This is a genomic window from Bacillus halotolerans (assembly GCF_004006435.1).
GTDB classification, from domain to species: domain Bacteria; phylum Bacillota; class Bacilli; order Bacillales; family Bacillaceae; genus Bacillus; species Bacillus halotolerans.
This window is the reverse complement of the sequence record NZ_CP029364.1, coordinates 2,489,920-2,511,929: the sequence shown is the minus strand read 5'-3', so window position 1 is coordinate 2,511,929 and position 22,010 is coordinate 2,489,920. Positions and strand designations below refer to the sequence as shown.

At 44.2% G+C, this 22,010-nt stretch carries 24 protein-coding genes; 7 read left to right on the top strand and 17 right to left on the bottom strand.

All coding sequences use genetic code 11. The annotated features are described in order from the left end of the window. Positions 1-72 precede the first annotated feature (72 nt). From DIC78_RS12865 to DIC78_RS12845, 5 genes are all read right to left on the bottom strand, one after another. Positions 73-1,395: a UDP-glucose dehydrogenase family protein gene (locus DIC78_RS12865; protein ID WP_127696400.1), complete on the bottom strand. Its 1,323-nt coding sequence runs from the start codon at positions 1,393-1,395 to the stop codon at positions 73-75. 182 nt (positions 1,396-1,577) lie between these two features. Continuing rightward, positions 1,578-2,342, bottom strand: a complete 765-nt coding sequence (locus tag DIC78_RS12860; protein WP_106021927.1) for a tyrosine-protein phosphatase — start codon at positions 2,340-2,342, stop codon at positions 1,578-1,580. Between the two features lie 52 nt (positions 2,343-2,394). After that, complete coding sequence (locus DIC78_RS12855; RefSeq protein ID WP_103671894.1) at positions 2,395-3,108, bottom strand: CpsD/CapB family tyrosine-protein kinase; 714 nt, start codon at positions 3,106-3,108, stop codon at positions 2,395-2,397. Further along, complete coding sequence (gene tkmA / locus DIC78_RS12850) at positions 3,098-3,844, bottom strand: protein-tyrosine kinase activator TkmA (RefSeq protein WP_024123106.1); 747 nt, start codon at positions 3,842-3,844, stop codon at positions 3,098-3,100. Before tkmA ends, DIC78_RS12855 begins: the two co-directional genes overlap by 11 nt. A 223-nt stretch (positions 3,845-4,067) precedes the next feature. Next, positions 4,068-4,211: a YwzD family small protein gene (locus tag DIC78_RS12845; RefSeq protein WP_010332161.1), complete on the bottom strand. Its 144-nt coding sequence runs from the start codon at positions 4,209-4,211 to the stop codon at positions 4,068-4,070. A 203-nt stretch (positions 4,212-4,414) separates the two neighbouring features. Between DIC78_RS12845 and DIC78_RS12840 the strand changes: the two genes are divergently transcribed. Further along, the gene (locus DIC78_RS12840; protein WP_127696399.1) at positions 4,415-6,025 is read left to right on the top strand and encodes an SWIM zinc finger family protein; all 1,611 of its coding nucleotides are present in this window, start codon (positions 4,415-4,417) and stop codon (positions 6,023-6,025) included. Further along, a complete protein-coding gene (locus DIC78_RS12835) occupies positions 6,012-8,786 on the top strand; it encodes a DEAD/DEAH box helicase (RefSeq protein ID WP_127696398.1) in 2,775 nt (924 codons plus the stop codon). Before DIC78_RS12840 ends, DIC78_RS12835 begins: the two co-directional genes overlap by 14 nt. Before the next feature lie 123 nt (positions 8,787-8,909). Here DIC78_RS12835 and DIC78_RS12830 read toward each other — a convergent pair whose 3' ends face one another. The 4 genes from DIC78_RS12830 to DIC78_RS12815 form a co-directional block, all read right to left on the bottom strand. Beyond that, positions 8,910-9,767: a Cof-type HAD-IIB family hydrolase gene (locus DIC78_RS12830; protein ID WP_127696397.1), complete on the bottom strand. Its 858-nt coding sequence runs from the start codon at positions 9,765-9,767 to the stop codon at positions 8,910-8,912. A gap of 5 nt (positions 9,768-9,772) precedes the next feature. Further along, entirely contained in the window at positions 9,773-10,549 is a 777-nt protein-coding gene (locus DIC78_RS12825; RefSeq protein ID WP_106019942.1) for a transcriptional regulator GlcR, read from the bottom strand. Between the two features lie 226 nt (positions 10,550-10,775). Beyond that, positions 10,776-11,117: a single-stranded DNA-binding protein SsbB gene (gene ssbB / locus DIC78_RS12820; protein ID WP_106019692.1), complete on the bottom strand. Its 342-nt coding sequence runs from the start codon at positions 11,115-11,117 to the stop codon at positions 10,776-10,778. Positions 11,118-11,194: 77 nt separating this feature from the next. Next, positions 11,195-11,578, bottom strand: a complete 384-nt coding sequence (locus DIC78_RS12815; protein WP_024123112.1) for a hypothetical protein — start codon at positions 11,576-11,578, stop codon at positions 11,195-11,197. Between the two features lie 175 nt (positions 11,579-11,753). On the opposite strand from DIC78_RS12815, the gene DIC78_RS12810 reads away from it, so the two are divergent. Both DIC78_RS12810 and blaOXA read left to right on the top strand, forming a co-directional pair. Next, entirely contained in the window at positions 11,754-12,164 is a 411-nt protein-coding gene (locus DIC78_RS12810) for a YwpF-like family protein (protein ID WP_059292379.1), read from the top strand. 51 nt (positions 12,165-12,215) lie between these two features. Continuing rightward, positions 12,216-13,019 (top strand): class D beta-lactamase, encoded by an 804-nt coding sequence (gene blaOXA / locus DIC78_RS12805; RefSeq protein WP_101859828.1) that lies wholly within the window; start codon positions 12,216-12,218, stop codon positions 13,017-13,019. Between the two features lie 31 nt (positions 13,020-13,050). On the opposite strand, the gene mscL is transcribed toward blaOXA, so the two are convergent. Both mscL and fabZ read right to left on the bottom strand, forming a co-directional pair. Beyond that, entirely contained in the window at positions 13,051-13,443 is a 393-nt protein-coding gene (gene mscL, locus DIC78_RS12800; protein ID WP_024123115.1) for a large conductance mechanosensitive channel protein MscL, read from the bottom strand. A 71-nt stretch (positions 13,444-13,514) separates the two neighbouring features. Continuing rightward, the gene (fabZ, locus tag DIC78_RS12795; RefSeq protein ID WP_106019694.1) at positions 13,515-13,940 is read right to left on the bottom strand and encodes a 3-hydroxyacyl-ACP dehydratase FabZ; all 426 of its coding nucleotides are present in this window, start codon (positions 13,938-13,940) and stop codon (positions 13,515-13,517) included. Positions 13,941-14,133: 193 nt separating this feature from the next. Between fabZ and DIC78_RS12790 the strand changes: the two genes are divergently transcribed. Next, entirely contained in the window at positions 14,134-15,198 is a 1,065-nt protein-coding gene (locus DIC78_RS12790; RefSeq protein WP_024123117.1) for an aspartate phosphatase RapD, read from the top strand. A 21-nt stretch (positions 15,199-15,219) separates the two neighbouring features. On the opposite strand, the gene DIC78_RS12785 is transcribed toward DIC78_RS12790, so the two are convergent. The 5 genes from DIC78_RS12785 to DIC78_RS12765 all read right to left on the bottom strand — a co-directional run bounded on the left by DIC78_RS12785 (position 15,220) and on the right by DIC78_RS12765 (position 18,620). Next, positions 15,220-16,029 (bottom strand): flagellar hook-basal body complex protein FlhP, encoded by an 810-nt coding sequence (locus DIC78_RS12785; RefSeq protein ID WP_024123118.1) that lies wholly within the window; start codon positions 16,027-16,029, stop codon positions 15,220-15,222. Between the two features lie 32 nt (positions 16,030-16,061). Then, positions 16,062-16,874 carry a flagellar hook-basal body complex protein FlhO gene (locus tag DIC78_RS12780; protein WP_105990828.1) on the bottom strand — a complete coding sequence of 271 codons (813 nt, stop codon included), beginning with the start codon at positions 16,872-16,874 and terminating at the stop codon, positions 16,062-16,064. Positions 16,875-17,033: 159 nt separating this feature from the next. Then, positions 17,034-18,035 carry a cell shape-determining protein Mbl gene (gene mbl / locus DIC78_RS12775; protein WP_014115458.1) on the bottom strand — a complete coding sequence of 334 codons (1,002 nt, stop codon included), beginning with the start codon at positions 18,033-18,035 and terminating at the stop codon, positions 17,034-17,036. A 178-nt stretch (positions 18,036-18,213) separates the two neighbouring features. Continuing rightward, positions 18,214-18,495 carry a sporulation transcriptional regulator SpoIIID gene (spoIIID, locus tag DIC78_RS12770; RefSeq protein ID WP_010332180.1) on the bottom strand — a complete coding sequence of 94 codons (282 nt, stop codon included), beginning with the start codon at positions 18,493-18,495 and terminating at the stop codon, positions 18,214-18,216. A 14-nt stretch (positions 18,496-18,509) separates the two neighbouring features. After that, on the bottom strand, positions 18,510-18,620 hold the full coding sequence (locus tag DIC78_RS12765; RefSeq protein WP_082687840.1) for a protein usd: 111 nt from the start codon (positions 18,618-18,620) through the stop codon (positions 18,510-18,512). A gap of 224 nt (positions 18,621-18,844) precedes the next feature. Between DIC78_RS12765 and DIC78_RS12760 the strand changes: the two genes are divergently transcribed. Further along, the gene (locus DIC78_RS12760; RefSeq protein WP_044159667.1) at positions 18,845-19,258 is read left to right on the top strand and encodes a MarR family winged helix-turn-helix transcriptional regulator; all 414 of its coding nucleotides are present in this window, start codon (positions 18,845-18,847) and stop codon (positions 19,256-19,258) included. 20 nt (positions 19,259-19,278) lie between these two features. After that, a complete protein-coding gene (locus DIC78_RS12755; protein WP_106019697.1) occupies positions 19,279-20,475 on the top strand; it encodes an MFS transporter in 1,197 nt (398 codons plus the stop codon). 90 nt (positions 20,476-20,565) lie between these two features. Here the strand turns inward: DIC78_RS12755 and DIC78_RS12750 are convergent, their stop codons facing one another. Next, a complete protein-coding gene (locus DIC78_RS12750; RefSeq protein WP_106019698.1) occupies positions 20,566-21,975 on the bottom strand; it encodes a right-handed parallel beta-helix repeat-containing protein in 1,410 nt (469 codons plus the stop codon). Positions 21,976-22,010: the final 35 nt, after the last annotated feature.

The following is a 22,010-nucleotide window of genomic DNA, read 5'->3' as shown; positions in this document are numbered from 1 at the left end:
ATATATCCATCGTATACAATAAAAGATGGATACAAAAAAAAGACCGGCATCCCGCCAGTCTTTCCTTTACATCTATGACATTGCCCCTGCCGGAACAACCGCTTTCCGGCCTACAGAGTAGTATTCCACTCCGGCGGCGGCAGCCTCTTCTAATGAATAGCAATTTCGGCCGTCAAAAATCAGCGGCTGCTCCATCAAATCTTGATAATCTGCTAATGAAAATTGTTTAATCTCATCCCAGTCCGTTAAAATCATGACGGCGTCTGCCCCCTTAACGGCTTCCGCAATCGTTTTTTTGTATTCAACAGCCTGCGGCAAAATATGCTTCGCGTGGCTGACGGCAATGGGATCGAAGGCTTTGATATGGGCGTCTAGTGCGGCGAGGCGGTTAGCGATGACAATCGACGGCGCGTCTCTCATATCGTCCGTGTTCGGTTTAAATGACAGCCCCAAAAGGGTGATCGTTTTTCCCGTCACTCCGCCAAGCCTGTTCAGCGCTTTATCAACCAGCATCGCCTGCTGATTGTTGTTGACCCTGATGACCGATTTCAGCAGCTCAAAATCATGCTCGACATTGCCCGCAATTTGCACTAGGGCGTTCGTATCCTTTGGGAAACAAGAACCGCCGTAGCCAATGCCCGCTTTTAAAAACTGGCTCCCGATCCGCTTATCCTGTCCCATGCCGTATGCGACAGATTCAATATCAGCGCCGACCTTTTCACATATATTTGAAATTTCATTTATAAAACTGATCTTAGTGGCCAGAAAGGCATTTGAGGCATATTTGATCATCTCGGCGCTTCTGATATCCGTTTGGTAAACCGGGATATCGAGCGGAAGAAAGAGCTCTTCCAGTTTTCTGGCGGTGTCCTGATCGGCTGTTCCGATCACAATCCTGTCTCCATGAAACGTGTCATGGATGGCTGACCCTTCACGTAAAAATTCCGGGTTGGATGCGATCGATATGCTGACAGGCTCCGCAAGATGTTTGGTAATCAGCTCGTAAATCCAATCATTTGTTCCGACAGGCACTGTGCTTTTCGTTACGACGATCGCATCTCGCGTCACGTGCCGGGCAATACGCTTGGCCACATCAGTAATATGCTCCAGATTCGCATGTCCGTCGTTTTTTTGCGGTGTGCCGACCGCTATAAAAATAATCTCTGCCTGGTCTAAGCCTTTCTCGTAGCTCGTTTCAAAGCTCAGCCGCCCATCAGCTATATTTTTTCTCATCAGGTCTTCAAGACCCGGTTCAAATATAGGGGAAATCCCTTTTCTCATTTCTTCAATCTTGTGAGCGTTAATATCAATGCAAGTTACATGATGGCCAATCTCAGAAAGAGAAACACCTGTCACAAGACCGACATAGCCTGTTCCAATGACTGTTATATTCATTGTTTCCCTCCAACAGTTAAATTGCTGCTTTACAGCTTCCGTATTATCGTATGAGAATATCCTGACATGAATGCGGATGATCTCCCGGAAACAACCTGTACAGATTTCTGAAATATGATTCAATCATACAATATACTATTATATCGTTCTCACAAAGAAAGTGGGGAAATGAGAATTGCAGATCAAAAGAGCCCGAATCGTTTTCTTCTTTTGACCGGCTTCGGTGCCTGCCTGTAAATCGCATGATTTTGCAGAAGAAGCTCAGCATTTTCCGTCAGCATATAAGAATATTCCGTACCGAATTCTTTCTCAAGAACACGGAGAGCCTCCTGATAGCGAAAGTCTCTTGTTTTCAGATTATGAGCATCTGAGGCTAAGAAGTGTATCAGATTGGCTTCAGCCAGCCGCAGCGAAAATGCTTTCATCTGTTTCCCGAAAACTCCTGCGAGACTTCCGGTTGTCAACTGAGATGCCGCTCCTTTTTCTATAAGATGATACAGCAAGGACGGATTTTCGCGAATTTCGCTATTGCGTTCAGGATGCGCGATAACCGGAATGTATCCTTTCAGCTGCAAATCATAAAAAAGCTGCTCGGCATATCGCGGAACATGATCAAACGGAAACTCAATCAGGATATATTTCGTGTCATTCAGTGACAGCAGCCGCCCTTCAGCCAAATCCCGTTTCAAGTCCCCGTAGATTCTGATTTCCTGTCCCGGCAGTACGGTGAGCGGGATTTCCTCTTTCATTAAACGTTTGTTTAACAGGTCTGCCGCTTCTCTGACAGCGATTTGCTCGTTTTCATATGAACCATTCTTATGATGCGGGGTTGCAATGATGGTTCTGATTCCCTCACGAACAGCCGCCCTGGCCATTTCGATGCTGTCGTCCAGGTTACTTGCCCCATCATCCATTGACGGGAGGATGTGGCAGTGAATATCAATCATTTCTAAGCCTCCTTTTTTCACAAAAATAAATAACGGGCAGTATGCACGTTATTTATTTTTGTATGAAATTGTCTTCATGTCCGTAGTATCCGTAGTCAGAGTGCTTCGAGCGTTTCTTGCCGTTCATAATGGCTCCGAGGAGCTTGCTGTTGCACGAATCGAGCGCCTCTTTTGCTTTTGCGGCTTTTTCTTTTTCCGTCTTTCCGCTTGAAATAACCAAAACGGAACCGTCTGCGACGTTCCCTAAAATTTGCGCGTCTGCTACAGGGAGAATAGGCGGCGTATCGAAAATCACCATGTCATAGGCCGCACACGCTTCATCCGCAAGCTCCTCCATCCACTTGGAGGAAAGCAGCTCGGCCGGATTCGGCGGGATCGGGCCGCTCGTCAGCACATCAAGGTTTTGTTCCTGAGACATTTGCACGGCCTGTTTCAGTGAGGATTTTTTCAGTAAAACGGATGTTAAGCCTGTCATATTTTCTAGTTGAAAAGTGGTATGTACTGTAGGTTTTCGCAAATCTGCATCGATGAGCAAAACCTTTTTTCCCTGCTGTGCAAATACGACAGCAAGGTTAGCAGCTGTGGTAGACTTCCCTTCTCCAGGGCACGCAGAAGTAATCATCACAGATTTCATTTGGCGGTCCACTGAAGAAAATTCTATATTTGTTCGAATCGTTCGATATTGTTCTGAATTCAAGGATTTCGGCTCTGTCAGCGCAATGACATTTTTGCGACTCCATGAGCCCTTGCTTTTTCTAAGCGCCAAAATGTCCACTCCCCGCTTTATCAGATTGAATGCCTTTTAAGCTCTTCGCTGTTTTCTGTTCATTCGCAATGGTGGAAACCGTCCCTAATACCGGTATGTCCAGCAGCGTTTCGAGCTGCTCTTCCGATTTGATCGTATTATCCAAATGCTCAAGCAGGAAGGCCAGTCCGATGCTTCCTGCCAATCCTGCCGCAAACGCGATGGCGATGTTCAGCAGCGGTTTTGGCGATACAGGCGACGGATGTCCAGAAACCTCAGCTTTTGACAGAATGCTTACGTTATCAACATTCATAATCGAAGTGATTTTGTCTTTAAAGACAGATGCGACAGTGTTGGCAATGTGAGCCGCTGTTTCCGCGCTCCCGTCTCTGACAGAAATATTGACCACTTGGGAATCCTGCTCGCTGGAAACAGTAATTTTTTCATTCAGCTCTTGGGATGTCATCGACAAGCCCATCTCTTTAATCACTTCGTCTAAGATAGCAGGGCTCTTAATGATGACATTGTACGTATTGATTAATTGAAGATTGGTTTGGACATCGTTAAATTGGACTTCTTTTTGGTCGTTTTTCGATTGATTGACCAAGATCTGAGTTGAATTTTCATAGATGGGTGTAAGTGCGAAGAAACTGATGAATCCGCCGGCAGCAGTCGCAGCTGCGGTTACAATCATAATCAAAAGTATGCGTTTTCTTAACGTTGATAGTATGTCTTTTAAACTAGTAGATTCTCCCATGATACCTCCAAATCAGCTTATAACATCCTTTTCCATACGATTATACAACGTTAAAACAGCATTTCTCCATCTTTTCACATGACAATATTCGACAAAAATTTACAATAACAGTTTTTCACCTTCCATCTTGTAAGCGCTCTATTTATTGTCTTGCCAGAGCTGAATCTTTTTCTACTTCCGGTCATTATTCAGAAAAAAATCCCGCTAAAAACCTGCGGGATTTTTATGTTGCGTATCCATTTTTAATATGAGAAATCAAATTTTCAAGCATTTCCTTTGTGGTCATCTCAGATGACTGCTCACCAATATCATGTGCATGCATCAAAATTTTCAGAAATTCTTCTTGATTCAATTTCTTTTCACTCATCATTTTATTCCTTTCAGCTTCCATTAAGTTGAAAACACGATTATTATATGATGCCGGCTCTCGTTTTGCAATCTCTAATACATCATTCGACACATCCCATTTTTTATGTCCTATTTTAGGAAAAACTTTTTCATGCCGCTGTGTTGCGATATAATAGAGAAATTGGATCTTTTTATTACGTGACTCGGTTAGGAGCGATAATCATGCTTCAGAATATGATTTCTAAAGACGATGTGCTGGCATCGGCTGAACAATTAAAAGAGCTTCTTCCTTACAGCGAGGAAAATGTTCAGCTGATCAAAAAAGCCCTTATTTTATATCGGCAGGATTCAGTCTATCGTTTACAAGCAGTGAGTCCGACGGAAGTTACGGCTTACGTGCAGGATGTTGTGCCTGTGCGGGTCACATTGAACTTATTTGTCATAGCCAAAAGCGGCTGTTCATGTCCGTCTGGGAGAATCTGCCGCCATAAGCTGGCTGTTTTTTTATATGTATATGCAATGTTTGAACGAGTGGGAACTTTTACAGAGCACTGGCTGGAGAGGGAAAAGCTTGAAGAAAGCAAAGAGCTCGTCCGGCGTCAATTCCAGGAGAAGGTGCTGCCTAATGAAGAGTCGCTTTCAAGCTGGCTTGCTTTTTTCGATTCAGAGTTTTCTCTTTGGCAGGCACGCACGCCTGAAGGCAGCCAAAACATGCAGGGCCTCTATTACGGCTATCTGTCCGCTTTGAAAAAGCATGCCCCGAACAAACCGGAGCTGAAAAGCCTGTATCAGATTCATTCAGCGATCGCGGTGTGGCTTCGCATGTTTACATTGATTGAAGAAGGAAAACTGGACCCCGAGCGCGATTTTTATTCCCTCAATCCTTATGTTGAACAGCTGATGGATACGATCTACAGCTCAATTGATAAATTAAAGACGTACGCACTGTCTTTTGCACTCGATCCTTTTCTGGAGAAAACGCCGGATGTCATTCGGGATCTCTTATTGAAGGAAGATATTTTTCAATATGAACGCCTCCGCATTTTCGGTGAAATTTGGAGTGCGCTGCTGCCGCGGCCGAAATGGGTGGCGCGTGAGCAAGAGATCCTGCAAAAAGAAGCCGGGCGGCGATTTTCTCCTGAATTGCAATTCGGGCGTCTGCATTTAGAATTTTTGCAGAAACATGATGACGCGATTTTTGCGGAAACCGACCAATTTCCGCCGGAAGCGCTGCCGTATACGTTCCAATGGCTGAGTGAAATCACCGCAAAAAAGGATTGGAAACGACTCAAAGCATGGTACCTCCGGATTGAATCGATTGCGATTGGTTATACAAAGCTGGATAAACCGTTTAAAGAAATTCGCGACGTAATTGGCGAGCTGTTTCTTCTGCTGAACGCGTATGTGAAGCAAACCAATGACCAGGCGCTGTTTGAACGCTATGCGGCAGGCTGTCTGCCGTATACTTTCACAGAATACAGCCATCATTTGTATGAGAAAAAGCGTTACGCCGAGTGGATCGAAATCCACAGCCTTGTTGGCTTTTCAATTTATGAAATGGATAAAACGATGCTCAAAGAAATCGCGGCGAGCGATCCCGAAGCCCTTATACCCGCATACCACAGAGAAGTGGCCTTTTTTATCGACCAGAAAAACCGCAGCTCTTACAAGGAAGCAGCCCGGTATTTGAAAAAACTGCGGACGCTCTACAAAAAAGCGAAAAAACTGAAGGTATGGGAACGCTATATTCAGCAGCTGAGCTCACATTACAAGCGCCTGCGCGCCCTTCAAGAAGAACTGCAGAAAGGAAAGTTGATTGATGGCGAGTCTTAAAGAAATACTTATTCACGTCGAACAAATGGAAGATGGGTCATTCACGCTCTCAGCCTTTGATGAGAATGAGCAGCCCCTTCCCTACAGCCACATGAAAAAGCATTTGTTTCAATGGCACGAATCCTCATTTTACGGAACCTTCCTTGAGGATGTCAGCTTCATCGGGACAACCGCGGTTTTGCTTTCTCCATGGATGACTGTAGAGCTTCTCGGCAAAAACTCGTTCAACTCATTCAGCTCCGTGCAGCTCACAGAAGAAACGGAACCGCTGATTGAGGCAGCGTCCACCATTTACGAATTTATCGCGGACGGCGATTTCCTGCCTGACTACCAAGCATGGACAAACGGTGTTTTCCGCTGGAAGGATCGGGACAGCATACTGGATGGCTTTACTGCGGAATGGTTTTCAGCCGCGGTGCAGGATTATATTCAATATGACGACGAACTGCGTGAAAAATGGGAAAATATCAAAGAAAAATCACCTGCGGTCACAACATTTCGCGGACATTTTCTGGATGAAGAGGATTTTCTCGAAGGCATCGGCTGGGTTGACGATCAAACCCCGTTTACGGTCGGCCTCCGCTTGAATGAACCAGACTTTGACGGCGATGACTGGAAAATCGAAATGTTTTTACGCGATAAAAAGAGCGGTGCGGTTGTATTTTTTGACGGGCTGAAGAGCCTCAAAAAATCGTGGCAGGCCTACAGCGATAAAATCGCACGCGAGCAGGACCGCTTTCATCGAACGGTTCCGTGGCTGTCATTTGATTCCGGCACCACGCTGATTTCAGAGGAAGAAGCCTGGATTTTCCTGTCAGAGGCAAGTGAGACGCTTGTCGATATGGGCGTTGAAATCCTCCTGCCATCCTGGTGGCAGATTGTCAGAGACAGCAGCATGATGCTTAAAGCAAAGGTGTCTTCCGCCCCGCGCGGCGAGTCATTTGTCGGCATGAATGCGCTGCTTGATTTTAACTGGCGGTTTGCGACAAACGGCATTGAGCTGACAGAGGATGAATTTAACGAGCTTGTCGCGAGCAACAGGCGCCTCGTCAATATTCGCGGGCAATGGGTGAAAATAGATCCGCAGTTTATCAAACAGATGAAACGGCTGATGGAGAAAGCGGAATCAGAAGGGCTCCATATGTCTGATATTCTGGCACGTGAGCTGATGGATCAGCAGGAAGGCGGGCTTGAGGACTCAGACATCATGGATACATCCGCTTTTGCCGGTATTCAATTCGACTTGTCAAAACAGCTCAGATCACTGATTCGAAAGCTGACAACAGCGGAAAATCTGCCGGAGCATGAGGTCAGCCCCTCCTTTCAAGGCACGCTCCGCCCGTATCAGAAATACGGCATGAACTGGCTGCTGTTTCTGCGGCAAAGCGGTTTTGGCGCCTGTCTGGCTGATGACATGGGGCTTGGAAAAACCATTCAGATGATCGCATATTTTCTTCATGTGAAGGAAAGCGGACGGCAAAACACGCCCAATCTGATCATCGCGCCGACATCCGTCCTCGGCAACTGGCAGCGGGAGCTTCAAACCTTTGCGCCCAATCTGTCGGTCGCTCTCCATTACGGCCCGCGCCGTCCGAAAGGAGAAGACTTCACCGGCTATTATGATAACGCGGATGTTGTCTTAACCTCCTACGGGCTGTCGCATGCCGATTCTGAAGAGCTTTCTTCGGTGACATGGAACACAATTTGTCTTGACGAAGCACAAAATATTAAAAACGCGCACACGAAGCAATCACGTGCAATCAGAAAGCTGAAGGGCATTCACCATATCGCGCTGAGCGGAACTCCGATGGAAAACCGTTTGACTGAGCTATGGTCGATTTTCGACTTCATGAATAAAGGCTATCTCGGCAGTCTGACTGGTTTCCATAAACGCTATGTATTGCCGATCGAAAAGGACCGGGACGAAAAAAGAATCGGACAGCTTCAGCAATTAATCCGGCCGTTTTTGCTGCGGCGGACAAAACGGGATGAGGACGTCGCATTAAACCTTCCCGACAAGCTGGAGCAAAAAGAGTTTATTCCGCTGTCAGCCGAACAGGCGTCTCTCTATGAGCAGCTGGTGAAAGACACTTTTGAACATATGACGTCACTGACAGGCATGCAGCGAAAAGCACTGATCCTCAGCATGCTCGGACGGCTTAAACAAATATGCGATCATCCCGCGCTTTATTTGAAGGAAGACCAAACCGAGCTGCTGGCCGGACGTTCGGTCAAGCTTGAAAAATTGCTTGAGCTGATGACAGCGATCCGCGCCCAAAACGAAAGCTGTCTCATTTTTACGCAATATATTCAAATGGGGAACATGATGAAGCGATTGCTTGAAAAAACCTTCGGCGAACCTGTGCAGTTTTTGAACGGGAGTCTTTCTAAGCAAGAGCGCGATACACTCGTTGAGAAATTTCAAAAGAAAGAATACCCGACACTGATTCTATCGCTGAAAGCGGGCGGAACCGGACTCAATCTGACAGCCGCCAATCACGTCATTCATTATGACAGATGGTGGAATCCGGCTGTTGAAAACCAAGCCACTGACCGGGCATACCGCATCGGGCAGGAGCGGTTTGTCCACGTCCATAAAATGATTACAACGGGAACAATTGAAGAAAAAATTGATATGATGCTTGAAACGAAGCAAACGCTGAACGACCAAATTATCCAAAGCGAAAACTGGATTACCGAGCTGTCCACAGATGAGCTCGAAGAATTATTTACATTAAGCGCCTCAGCTCAGGCACAATAACCACAAAAAAAGCTGGCTCTTTAAAAGAGCCAGCTTTTTTCCGTTCATCGCCGTCACGCCGAATTTCACAGAATCCGTTACGCCGGTTATGTACAGGATGCACTTTTTCTCAAAAGATAAACCTTACAGCAAGTGCCGAATCATATGGGCAACGCCATGTTCATCATTGGTCAGGGTTACAGCGTCGGCTATCGCTTTGATGTCCTCCCGCGCATTGCCCATCGCTACGCCTTTTCCGGCAGCCTCCAGCATAGACCTGTCATTTAAGCTGTCGCCCACGGCTGCTGTTTCCTTCATTGGGATGTTAAGCCGCTTTGCCAGCCTTTCCAGCGCCTGCCCCTTGGATGCCTTTTTGGAGGAAAGCTCAAAGTTATGATCAGCAGAGCTGACAAGTGTCAGATCTTTATCCTCCTGGTATCTCTGCCAGCCGGCCTCCAGCTTTTCTTTGAAGAAAGAAAAGCCAAGAATGTTGTAAAAATCAATCTGCTTATCCTCCTCAAAAAGCTCTTGAAACGTGTCGATATAAGCGAAGCCCGATTGACTGTATTGCACCTCGGCTGCCTGCATCAGAACAGAAAGGTCAGCCTTTGGATTCGCACTTTTGACCCGGTCAAGCTCAACATCAAGGAGCTGCCTGCCGTTTTGCGGCGTATAAATAGCTGAGTCTGTAAAAACCTCATAATAATAGTTTTCTGACTCAAGCCACGAGAGAATGTCATACGCCCGTTTTTTATCGATTGTTTCCGAATGATAAAGCCTGCCGTCAGGGTCGTGAATGACAGCGCCGTTCGCACTGATGACCCACGTTTTGATCCCGAGCGGTTCAAAAATGGACACGACATCAAAATAAGCGCGTCCCGTTGATACAACAACCTCAATCCCGTCCCGCTGCGCCTGCCGCAGAGCATTTTCATTTTCTGAGCTTACTTGATGCTTGCTGTTCAGCAAGGTTCCGTCTAAATCGGTCGCAATCAATTTCACGTTTATCAGCCCTTTCTTTCATCCTGCTCTGTCACGAGAAGTTCGACGCCATTAAGGTCAAGCAAGTCGCAAAACGCCTGATCCGGCAGCCGGTCTGTGATCAAGAGATCAATTTCACTCAGCTCAGCGTACTGATAAAAACCGGTGCTTCCCAGCTTCGAATAATCCGCAAGGGCGATCACCTGCTTCGCCTGCTGAATCATTTTTCGCTTCACCAGCCCATCTTCTTCATGCGCGATCGTAATGCCGTGTTCAGAAATGCCGACAACACCGATCAGCGCTTTATCGACGTGATAGCTTGAAAGCTTTTCAATCACAGAGGCGCCGTACAAGAAACGATGCTCCTTTTCAAGCTTGCCTCCGAGAAGATAGATCTCAATACCATCTTTGTCTGAGAGCACTTCCGCGAGATTAATGGAGTTGGTGATAACCGTACAGTCGTCTGCATTTAAGTGCTTGGCGCACGCCTGAACGGTTGTAGACGCATCTAAAATAACCCGGTCGCCATTTTGGATCAGTGATGCGGCGAGTTTGCCAATCTTGTTTTTTTCCTCGGACACTGTTTTCAGCCGGCCGGAATACCCTTGGATTTTCTGGTGCACAGACGGCAGAATGGCGCCGCCTCTTGTGCGAATAATGGCATTCTGTTCCTCCAGCTTCACAAGATCCCGCCGTGCTGTATCTCTGGACACCTGAAGGAGCGTACAGATCTGCTCGGTTGTAATGCGGTTATGCTCCTTTAGATAATCCACAATCACTACTAATCTTTCTTCTTGGTACACGCCCTCATTCCTTTTCATATGACGTTATCTTTAAGTAATTATAAGTTTTTATATATTAACAATCAATATTATTAAGTGAAATTAAGTAAAAATGCATCACAAGAACCAATTTTTCCTATCTCAAACAGAAAGAAAAAACCAGTCTGGTCGACTGGTCAATACAGAGGGGATGATGCGAAGAAAAGTAATCGTGAATGGGATTTAAAGCGGGAGGAGCAGGTGGATGTCAATCGGCAGCTTTTTCCCGAGGTTTAGGGTCCATAAAACGAACAGTATCAGCCATCACTTCAGTTACGTACACTTTGACACCTTCCGCATTTTCATAGCTCCTTGTCTGAATCCGTCCGCTTAGGCCGACGAGAGAGCCTTTTTTGCAATATAACGCCGTGTTTTCGGCCGTTTTTCTCCAAAGCGTGCAATTGACGTAATCCGCTTCAATTTCTCCTGAAGCATTTTTGAAGCTGCGGTTAACTGCAATCGTAATGTGTGTGACTGCCGCGCCTGCAGAAGTGTACCGAAGCTCAGGGTCTTTTGTTAAACGTCCGACAAGCATGACCTGATTGAACATTGCGATTCCTCCTCTCCTTGCGGTTACACGTATTGTAGACGATGCAACGAGAAAAGAAAAACGCTCAAAATCTCATTTCAGCCTCTGTTTTTATCTTTCGTTTTCATTTTTCCCTCAGCTAAAAACAGCTTTTGTTTTTTCCCTCTAAAGAAATATGTATTTTTTAAAAACCGGAAAAACAATTTAGATGTCAGCCAATGCTGCGTATTCATACAGACATAAGAAGAGCCGTCCCATGCAAACCACTGAAAGCTGAGCTTCTTTTCCGGGAGCGACAGCTGGATTTTGTACTGTTCCATCCCATCATAAGTTTCGTATAAAAAAATCATCCTCTCTTTCCTATATAGATGAACCTCAAAAATATCTTTACGGCTTAACATATAAGCTTCGTTCGTTTGAATCAAACGCTGATCCGCCGGAGTGCCGTCAATATAAATTTCCTTTAAATGAAATCGATTCATACACACCTCTCCGTAATCCATAGTCAGTTACAGTATAATGAAAAAATAGAAATTATTAAATGTTGTACCAGGACAAAATATATTGTTCCCGGCATTACAGCGTTTTCACGGAAAAATGAATATGTGTTATAATTCATTTTAAGAATTCTTTGTAAGTAAATGGGGTGAGATAAAAATGAAAACCTTTAAACTGGTTGATCTGAACGTGGAACGAGTGGACAAGGAAGAAAAGTCAATTGAACAGTTTCCCCTTATTGACGGACTGATTATCAATAAAGAAGACGGTGAAAATCACTGGCTGATTGAAGCGCTTGTTCCGAAGGAGCACTTGTCTTTTTTTGACCAGCTTCAAAAAAAACAAGCTGAAGTCAAAGTGTTTGTGACGATTACGAAAAAAAGCAACCGCCCCGCCCAGCTGACTGCAGCTGTGAAGAATATTGCTGAACTGGAAGAAAGCATCTCGGTTTTAATTTACGGACAAATGGTGACAAGAAAACAGCAAGGCACTGAAACCATTCTGGAATCTCTTGTAAAAGAGGGCTATACAGGAGCGAAGCTGATCGAGGCGTTTAAGCAGAAGATATAAAAGAGAGTGGAAATCCCCCTCTCTTATTTTACATTTGCTGAGGTGACACGTATGAATAAGCGAAAAATTCAAGCGGTTGTTTTATCACTTATCGGCGCAGCTGTCCTTTTGACATCAAGTTTGCAAACACCTAGAGAAGCTGTTGCTGCCGGGAAGAGTCCTAATCTAAAGAAAATGAATGTCAATGAGTTTTTCACTGATCACGACGGAACTTTTATCTTACGTGATCTGAAAAATGAAAAAACATTCGTCTACGGCGATCAACGCGCGACACAAAGATTTGCGCCGCAATCGACTTTTAAAGTCCCAAACGCGCTCATTGGATTACAAACAGGCGCCGTTAAAGATGAATATGACATCAAATACTGGGACGGTGTAAAACGTGAGCTCGATGTATGGAATCAGGATCACACGCTAGGATCTGCCATGAGATACTCCGTTGTTTGGTATTATCAAGCGATGGCCCGAGACATCGGAGAAGAGCGAATGAAAGAATGGATTGATAAAATAGCGTACGGCAATCAAGATATCAGCGGCGGCATTGACCAATTTTGGCTGAGCAGCACGCTTAAGATTTCTCCTCTGGAACAAACGGACTTTATGGAAGCCTTATACAAAGAAAAACTGCCATTTGATAAAAGCGTAATGAAGACAGTGAAGCGGATGATGATTCAGGAAGATGAGGATCATTATACGCTTTATGGAAAAACCGGTTCAGGCTCAGGCATCGGCTGGTATGCAGGCTTTGTCAAAACCGAAAACGGAGTGTACAGTTTCGTGACGAACATTGACGGTACCGGCACAGAAGCGAAAAGCATGACAATGGACATTTTGAAGAAATATGTTCTGCCATAAAAAAGACCGCCGTCTCAGACGGCAGTCTTTTTTATTCCGGTGACCTTGTTTGCTGCTTCAGCAGATCTCTGATTTCTTTCAGCAGCTCTTCTTGCGCATCCGCCGCTTCCGCCTCAGCCTCTTCTTCCGCTTCTTTCTTACGCTTCAATTGATTCAAAGTCCGAATCACAATAAAAATAGAGAACGATATGATTAAGAAATTTACAATGGTTTGAATGAAGCTGCCGTATTTGACGACCGCATCACCGAATGTAAAGGACAGCCCCGAAAAATCAAGCCCTCCCAGAAGCAAGCCAACTAAAGGCATAATGATATCATTAACGAGCGATGTGACGATCTTACCGAACGCGCCCCCTATTACAACACCAATCGCAAGGTCAACAATGTTCCCGCGCATGGCAAAGGTCTTAAACTCTTTCCACATACAATCACCTGCTTTTTTTGTTTTGAAAGAAAAAAAGACAAATGTGCCGCTGCCCATCTGTCTCTTTTCACTTAATCGCCGAGGGCAAAAGTCAGTTCAACTTCGCAAACCACTTCGCCGTCAACTTTGGCAACGCCTTTTCCGCGCCCGATTGTGCCTCTCGCACGAGTGATTTCCACCTCAAGGTGAAGCTGGTCACCAGGTTTCACTTGTTTTTTAAACCGGCAATTGTCAATGCCTGCAAAAAACGCCAATCTGCCGCGGTTTTCTTCTTTAATCAGCATCGCAACAGCCCCGACTTGAGCAAGCGCTTCTACAATTAATACGCCGGGCATTACCGGATACTGTGGAAAATGTCCGTTAAAGAACTCTTCATTAGCAGTTACATTTTTATAGCCTTTTGCCCGTTTGCCCTCTTCAACTTCCGTAATCCGGTCTACGAGCAAAAACGGATAGCGGTGAGGAATAATTTCTTTAATTTGCTGAGTATCAAGCATTCTCTTGACATCTCCTTCATCTGCGTTAGTATGTATAGCAATCATTTATGATCTAATCTGTACATTTGAAAAGTATATTATGAATTAACCTCTTTTTCAACCGGCGCCCAAAGTGTAACCAACTGTCAATGAGAGCCGTCAAAAGTTGTGATATGATAATTATAGATTTTACCATTAGCAAAGAGGTAGGAAAATGATTTCGAAGTTGATTGAAAAAAGAATTCAAAAAATGTTAGACGAGTGGTATACCGCTATTGGCAAACGTAAAATGGATGACGCAGCAGCACTTAAAGAGAAAATCGACCAGCACCTTCCGAAACTTAAAAAGAACACAAAACTTTGGATGCGTTATCAACTGTTCTTCGCACGCCACCAGCTCCTTTTTGAAAACCAGGACGGGATGGATTCATTATTCCATGAGTTATATGAACAGGAAGACAAAATGGATGATGAATTGAAATATTATCTGCATTTTTTCTCAGGATTATATGAAATGGTCAAAACCGCTCCGAAGCATGCGGTGAATGGTTTTAAAAAAGCTGAGCAGTACCTGCACGCGATTCAAAACGCATTTGAAGCCGCTGACTTTTATTATCAAACCGCCGGCGCCTATTACTTGATGAAATCACCGCCGCTTTCCATCCAATATGTTGAAAAAGCATTAAATATCTACTTGCATCAATTCGGCTATGTCAAAAAGGTGATCAGCTGCAAACTGCTCCTCGCTGTAAACTATATTGATCAAGAGCGCTATGATGAGGCTGAACAGCTTTTCAAAGAAATCATCAGGAAAACCCAGCAGGTAAATGACGATAATCTGCTGTGCCACGCTTATTATAATTTGGGCTTTTTAAAAGCAACCGAAAAGAAGGACCATGAAGCTCTTCTCTACTTTAAAAAGGTATTGAAGAATCATGAATTTGAAACCAATTCTCCAGTATCCTATCTGCACTGTGTGTATGAATCCGTCAGAGCTCTTTTTAAAACAGAAAAGATCTCAGAAGGAAAAGCGGTTTTGCAAAAAGGGAAAGAATTATCTGAAAAGGTAAACATTCAAACAATTCAATTGAAACTAAAAACACTTGAAGCGCTCTATACGTCTGCTGAAGATCCTTATGATACCTTGCTTGAATATGTGCTTGAATTAGAAAAAATCGAAGCTTGGGTGGATTTAGAGGTGCTTTTGGAGGACATCACGGAATACTACAAAAAAAAGGACGATTTCGAAAAAGCCGCCTTTTTTATTATGCGCGGCTGATTGAAAACGCCCATCTTTCGATTATCTTACAGAATTAATCAAACCGAGCATCTGATCACCCATTGTGATCGTTCTGCTGTTCAGCTGATAAGAACGCTGAGACGCAATCAAATCTGTCATTTGCTTAGAAATATCCACATTTGACATCTCAAGTGCACCCTGCTGCATGCCGATGTTTTGTCTGTTTGCGCCATTCAGCTCTTCAAAGGCTGCTGCATTATCAATGGAGAAAAGATTATTTCCTTCGGATTTCAGCTCTTGAGGATTGTTCACTTGGACAACCCCGAGATTAAACCGCTGCACCGTATTCCCGTTAGATGCGGTTAAGGTCCCGTTTTCATTGATCGTGATTTTTTTCATTGAGCTGTCTATGTTTACTGCATTGCCGTTTTCATCAAGCACGGGATGACCGTTGCCTGTCACGAGCTGAAGCTGGTTGGCATTATCAGCGGAAGGCGATAAATAAAGCGCTCCGTCCCTCGTATATTGGCGATTGCCATTCACGTTAACCTGGAGGTATTGGTAAGGAGACGTAAAAGCGATATCCAGATCGCGCTCCGTCTTCTTAATGCTTCCTTGATCGGATACAAGCCGTGAATTCATCATCGCTCCGACACCAAGGCGCAAGCCGGGCGGCGTTTTTCGGGATTGTGCCACTTCTTCATTTTTTTCATCAACCTGATCGAATTGCTGTCTGACGAGCTCAGAGAAATTCGTATCCTTAGCCTTATAGCCGGTTGTGTTGCTGTTGGAAAGGTTGCTGCTGATTGTGTCAATCTGCTGCTGCAGCTGGTTTAAGGTTGTTGATGCCGTTAGCATTGACCTGAGCATAGTTGATGTCCCCCGTTTTTTCTTCCGTTATCTTATATTTTTCCGATTTCATTGGCTGCTTTGTCCATACTTTTGTCATACGCCTGAATGACCTTCTGGTTTGCTTCAAACGATCTGTACGCTTCAGTCATTTCTGTATAGGCGCTCGTCACATCAACATTCGAAAGCTCGGAAACGCCTTGTTTTAATGAATAGGATACTTGGTTATTGCCAGCCGCACTCGGCAGGTCATTTCCGTCAGCCGTGCTGTACAAATCATTGCCATCTTTTTTTAGATTTCTGACGTCCTCTGCCATTCTGACATCAATCTGTCCGGCTGTTCGTCCGTTCGCAGTAACAGTACCGTTTTCAGACACAGTGAAATTTTCATTATCGACCGTAATCGGCTGTCCTGTCGTGGATAAAATGGTATTTCCGTTGATTGTCAGCTGATTGTTCTCATTTAAAGAAAACGTGCTGCTTTTGGAATAACGGACACCATTCGCCGTTTGAACCGGATAAAAAAGGGCCGCATTTTCATTTGTTTCTGCATTTACCGGAACTTGATGTTCAATCAATGTGATGTCTGTAGGCTGATCCGTCGACTTAAGGCTTCCCTGTGTGAAAAGAGGCTTAAGCTCCTGCATATATACACCGGTATTAACGGAACCGATTTCTGTTTTCGATGTGCCGGCCGGAGATTTTGCTTCAATTCTGCTGAGAAGCATCTCAGGGAACGCACGCATCGAGCCTTGTTCTGCTTTATATCCGGATGTATTTGCGTTTGCGATATTATTTGAAAGCATTTCCGTTCTGCGCTGCTGGGCAATCATTGCGGATGTTGCGGTATATAATCCTTTTAACAAGTTTTCCACCTCTAAAATGGCATTTTTTCCAGTTGTCATGTAGGAACATTCGTTCTATAATACAAATAAGTATTTTATCCTATTATCGGCATTTCTCATCAATTCGTGAAGAGTTTTCATAAAAAAACCCCATTCTTTTTCAGAATGAGGTTTGAGTGATCAGCTTAGTTTGCGTTTAGGAAGCTTGTCCATATTATCAAGCATAACACCTGTGCCGACCGCCACACAATCCATTGGATTTTCAGCGACAAGCACCGGAACCTTCAGCTCTTCAGCGAGCAGCTGGTCGAGGCCGTTTAAGAGCGCGCCTCCACCGGTAATGATAACGCCGCGGTCAATGATATCAGCGGACAGTTCAGGCGGTGTTCTTTCAAGCACTTGTTTCGCTGCCTGCACAATAACAGCTACAGATTCACGAAGGGCTTCTTCTACTTCTTTGCTGTTTACTGTAATTGTTCTTGGAAGACCTGAAACCATGTCCCGTCCGCGAATGGAAATTTCTTCTTGACGTGCGTCTGGGAAAACTGTTGCGACTTTAATCTTAATATCTTCCGCAGTACGTTCGCCGATCAGCAGCTTGTACTCGCGTTTGATGTAATTTAAGATTTCCATGTCAAACTTGTCCCCAGCCATTTTAATAGAAGAGGAGGTGACAATATCGCCCATTGAGATGACTGCGATATCCGTCGTCCCGCCTCCGATGTCTACAACCATGTTACCGCTCGGCTGGAATATTTCCATACCCGCGCCAATAGCGGCAACTTTCGGTTCTTCTTCAAGGTACACATGTTTACCGCCGCTTTTTTCAGCAGCTTCTTTGATTGCTTTTTGCTCAACTGATGTAATATTCGTCGGGCAGCAAATAAGCATGCGCGGTTTTGAGAACAGGCCTTTTACGTTCAGCTTGTTAATAAAATGTTTCAGCATTGCTTCTGTTACTTCAAAATCAGCAATAACTCCGTCTTTCAGCGGGCGAATCGCAACAATATTCCCAGGTGTACGTCCAACCATTCGTCTTGCCTCTTCGCCAACCGCCAGCACTTTGCCGCTGTTTTTATCAAGTGCAACTACGGAAGGTTCATTCAGAACAATTCCTTTACCTTTAACATGGATCAGTACATTTGCAGTACCGAGGTCAATACCAATATCCCTTGCAAACATCTATTTATATCCTCCTTGAAAATCTGTTTCACAGTAAATATCCACATTGTGCCCTAATTATATATATTATCATAAAATATAGAAAAAAAGTTGGAAGCACATTAAGTTCTTTACAAATTTTTGCGGATGATTTACAAACGATTTCCGGAAGACAATGCAGTTGATTTTTCCTAAGTGATTATGGCTGGCGAACGGGTTCTCCTTCAAGAATTTCATCCTTTTTATACTTGAGTTTTGTTGCTTCTCCTCCTCTTAAATGCCTGATGGATTTATGATAATCGAGTATTTCTTTCACTTCGTTTGCCAAGTCAGGATTGATTTCAGGCAGACGCTCTGTTAAATCCTTGTGTACTGTACTTTTGGAAACACCAAATTCCTTCGCAATGACACGAACGGTTTTCTTTGTCTCCACGATGTACTTTCCTATCTTGATTGTTCGCTCTTTGATGTAATCGTGCACACCACTCGACCTCCCTAAAATGGATGTGAGAAGTGTGAAATGAGATCCGTATTCTGTAAAGAGTCATTCATTATGCAGCTTCTTTGTTGTATGGTTTTAAAAGTAAGTTTGTGAAATATGCCCACGATCCCTCACCTCAAACACTCTCTTTGTTAGGTTTGTAACAGTGTATTAGCATTCTTGTGGGAATATGCTAAAAACTCAATAAGGACAAGGGGTGAAATGAACTTTTCGACTTCGGCTAATTATTTCGCGTCACTAAATTTATATCTTTACATCCTTTCATCGCTCCTGTAAAATGAAAAAAGCAATTAGTTACTTAGGTAAGTTTTTTTAGAAGGAGACCGAAATGACCTACGTCAACAGACACCTCATTCATCAAATCAACCAAAGCGCCCGCCTGATTGCCAAAAAAGCCAATGAACAGCTGGAGCCATTCGGCCTTTACTCATCTCAATGGTCAATTTTATATTGTTTGCGTACGATCGGACCAATGACTCAAAAGGAGATTTGGTCCTATTTAAATGTGGAAGCGCCAACGGTGACCCGGACGATCAAACGCCTTGAAGAAAACGGCTGGGTACAGAGACGGCAAGGTGAAGACAAACGGGAAAAACTCGTTGTCCTCACAAAAGAAGCAGAGAAAAAATACGAAGAAATCAATGTGAAAATGCTTAAATTTGAGGAAGAACTGCTTGCAGATTTCCGTGATGAAGATAAAGAAGCGTTTTCTCATTTATTTCGTTTGTTTTTACAACAATGAATTAAGGAAGTGACATACATTTGAAAAAGTCTGAACCGATTTGGACCAAAGATTTTATTATGGTCGTTCTCGTGAACTTGTTTGTTTTTGTGTTCTTTTATACATTTTTAACTGTTCTGCCTATCTATATGATGCAGGAGCTGGGAGGTACTGAATCTCAGGGAGGGCTGTTGATCAGTCTGTTCCTGTTATCCGCCATTTTCACACGCCCTTTTTCAGGAGCTATTATAGAACGGTTTGGGAAAAAGAGAATGGCGATTGTATCGATGGCAATTTTTGCCCTTTCGTCTTTTCTTTACCTGCCAATTCATAACTTCTATCTGCTGCTTGGATTGCGGTTCTTCCAAGGAATCTGGTTCAGTATTTTAACCACTGTAACCGGCGCGATCGCAGCTGATATCATTCCAGTTAAACGCCGCGGCGAAGGGCTTGGATACTTTGCCATGTCTATGAACCTCGCAATGGCTATCGGTCCGTTTCTCGGATTGAGCCTGGTGAAAATTGTGCCTTTCTCTGTCTTCTTTACAATTTTTGCGTTGTTTATGATTGTCGGGCTGTTTGTTACATTACTCATTAAAGTGCCAAACAGCCTCAGCAGCGGAACGACTGTATTCCGCTTCTCTCTGTCGGATATGTTTGAAAAAGGCGCGCTTAAGATTGCGATTGTAGGGTTGTTTATATCATTCTGTTATTCAACAGTTACGGCATTTTTGTCCGTTTTTGCTAAGTCTATTGATCTATTAAATGTCAGCGGCTACTTCTTTGTATGCTTTGCCGTTACGATGATGGTCGCGCGTCCGTTTACAGGCAAACTGTTCGACAAAGTCGGACCGGGGATTGTGATTTACCCTTCAATCCTGATTTTCTCTGTCGGACTTTGCATGCTTGCCTTTACGCATAGCAGCTGGATGCTGCTATTATCCGGAGCGGTGATCGGACTCGGATACGGCTCAATCGTGCCGTGCATGCAAACGCTGGCGATACAAAATTCACCGGCACACCGTTCAGGATTTGCGACAGCGACGTTCTTTACGTTCTTTGACAGCGGAATTGCCGCTGGATCGTATGTGTTCGGATTATTCGTTGCTTCCGCTGGCTTCTCATCTATTTACTTAACAGCGGGTCTATTTGTTCTGATTTCTCTTCTCCTCTATGCATGGAGCCAGAAAAAAACGGCTGTCGCCGAACCTGAAGGAAAAGTGTCGATTGCAGAATAGCTTGTCAGACTGCCGGAGTTTGCCGGCAGTCTTTTTTTGCATAAAAAAACGGCATTCTGCTCCGTTGAACGGAATAGAATGCCGCTTCTTTCATGATTCAATAATCGGACGCGCAGGTGAATCCGGATCTAATGTAAAATCAAAAGACTCTTCGTCACGATACATCGGATCTGCATAAATAGAACCGACATCATTTTTCGTTGCTTTTTGATAAGATGAAAACGAGTCGTATTCAGTCTGTTTCCACATCCATAAGCCGTCCTTACCTGCTTCCTTATGGTAAACGTTATGATTGACTGTATTTCCTTCATTGGTTTTAAATTCGTTGGCAATAAACAGCCTTGAATCACTTGCCGTCATGATGTTCTTTTCTATTACGTTGTTTTTTGTATCGTGCTGCAGCAATAGCTGTCCGCCATACAGCTCTTTTGTATCGTTGCGGAAAATAATGTTGTGAGCAATCACAGAACCGGTGGTGCCGCCACGCTCTTTGTCATATCCGCCGATTGAAATACCCGTGTACGCATTCTGGTACACTTTGTTGTCGGTAATCTTTATATCCTCAGCATATTTTCCTTTGTGCTCAGAGGTTGCTTCAATACCGATATCGTTTCTGTAAACCGTGTTTTTCCTTATGTCAATATTGCGTCCTCCGTCGACATATATTCCGCCCGCTGAGTACTCATCTCCATAAGCGGGATTTCCGAAAGTTGAATGATGATAGACAGTATTGTTTTCTACGACGCCGTTTCGAACATAATCGTTTTGATCTGCCGTTCCTTCATATCCGATAAGATCGATGCCAATATTGTTATTATCACGGACCAGATTGCCTGCAATCGTAAAGCCGTCAATGTTTCCGTTCAGCACAACCGCTTCACTCGCTCCGAGTGTCAGCTTTTCAACGGTATTATCCGTAATCTTAATGTCTTTCATGCTTCCCGTCCCATAAACCGCAATTCCGTGGGCATTGCCCTCGTCCGCCGTTGTTTTTATATTCCGAACATGATTATCCTTAATCGTGATATGGCTGCTGGATCCAGTCACATAAATTCCCATGGCGGTTGCTTCTTCAGATGAAACAGAGAGATTCTCAATCGTTAAACCGCTGATTGTGATGTAATGTTTATTGTCTATGCGGATTAACGGCGTTTCATATTCTGCGCTCGTCATCGATTTCCCGGTAATGACTGCTTTCTCGTCCTGATAGCTTCGAAACGTGATAGGCTTTCCATCCGCGCCGCTATGCTTCACATCAAGCGGTTCATCATACGTGCCTTCCCGGATGATTACGGTTGTTCCGGCAACAGCTTCCTTAGCGGCATGCGCCAGTGTACGAAATGGCTTTGTTTTCGTCCCTTCATTTTGATCATTGCCGTCAGGAGAAACATATAAGCAGTTCACTGAGTCTTGTTCATTTGCTGCCGTCTTATCATAGGTTAAAGCGATAATAACAGCAGTTAAAACGGCTGCCGCAGAAATAAAAAATGATATTTTCATATTGGATTCTCATTTCTATTTAGAATGGATTTTCT

Coding starts and splice junctions, on each gene's coding strand:
- DIC78_RS12835 (WP_127696398.1), top strand. CDS start 6,012: ATGGCGAGTCTTAAAGAAATACTTATTCACGTCGAACAAATGGAAGAT.
- DIC78_RS12860 (WP_106021927.1), bottom strand. CDS start 2,342: ATGATTGATATTCACTGCCACATCCTCCCGTCAATGGATGATGGGGCA.
- DIC78_RS12785 (WP_024123118.1), bottom strand. CDS start 16,029: ATGCTCAGGTCAATGCTAACGGCATCAACAACCTTAAACCAGCTGCAG.
- ssbB (WP_106019692.1), bottom strand. CDS start 11,117: ATGTTCAATCAGGTCATGCTTGTCGGACGTTTAACAAAAGACCCTGAG.
- DIC78_RS12790 (WP_024123117.1), top strand. CDS start 14,134: ATGATTTCGAAGTTGATTGAAAAAAGAATTCAAAAAATGTTAGACGAG.
- DIC78_RS12815 (WP_024123112.1), bottom strand. CDS start 11,578: ATGAATCGATTTCATTTAAAGGAAATTTATATTGACGGCACTCCGGCG.
- DIC78_RS12750 (WP_106019698.1), bottom strand. CDS start 21,975: ATGAAAATATCATTTTTTATTTCTGCGGCAGCCGTTTTAACTGCTGTT.
- DIC78_RS12845 (WP_010332161.1), bottom strand. CDS start 4,211: ATGAGTGAAAAGAAATTGAATCAAGAAGAATTTCTGAAAATTTTGATG.
- fabZ (WP_106019694.1), bottom strand. CDS start 13,940: ATGCTTGATACTCAGCAAATTAAAGAAATTATTCCTCACCGCTATCCG.
- tkmA (WP_024123106.1), bottom strand. CDS start 3,844: ATGGGAGAATCTACTAGTTTAAAAGACATACTATCAACGTTAAGAAAA.
- DIC78_RS12840 (WP_127696399.1), top strand. CDS start 4,415: ATGCTTCAGAATATGATTTCTAAAGACGATGTGCTGGCATCGGCTGAA.
- blaOXA (WP_101859828.1), top strand. CDS start 12,216: ATGAATAAGCGAAAAATTCAAGCGGTTGTTTTATCACTTATCGGCGCA.
- DIC78_RS12760 (WP_044159667.1), top strand. CDS start 18,845: ATGACCTACGTCAACAGACACCTCATTCATCAAATCAACCAAAGCGCC.
- DIC78_RS12865 (WP_127696400.1), bottom strand. CDS start 1,395: ATGAATATAACAGTCATTGGAACAGGCTATGTCGGTCTTGTGACAGGT.
- DIC78_RS12810 (WP_059292379.1), top strand. CDS start 11,754: ATGAAAACCTTTAAACTGGTTGATCTGAACGTGGAACGAGTGGACAAG.
- mbl (WP_014115458.1), bottom strand. CDS start 18,035: ATGTTTGCAAGGGATATTGGTATTGACCTCGGTACTGCAAATGTACTG.
- mscL (WP_024123115.1), bottom strand. CDS start 13,443: ATGTGGAAAGAGTTTAAGACCTTTGCCATGCGCGGGAACATTGTTGAC.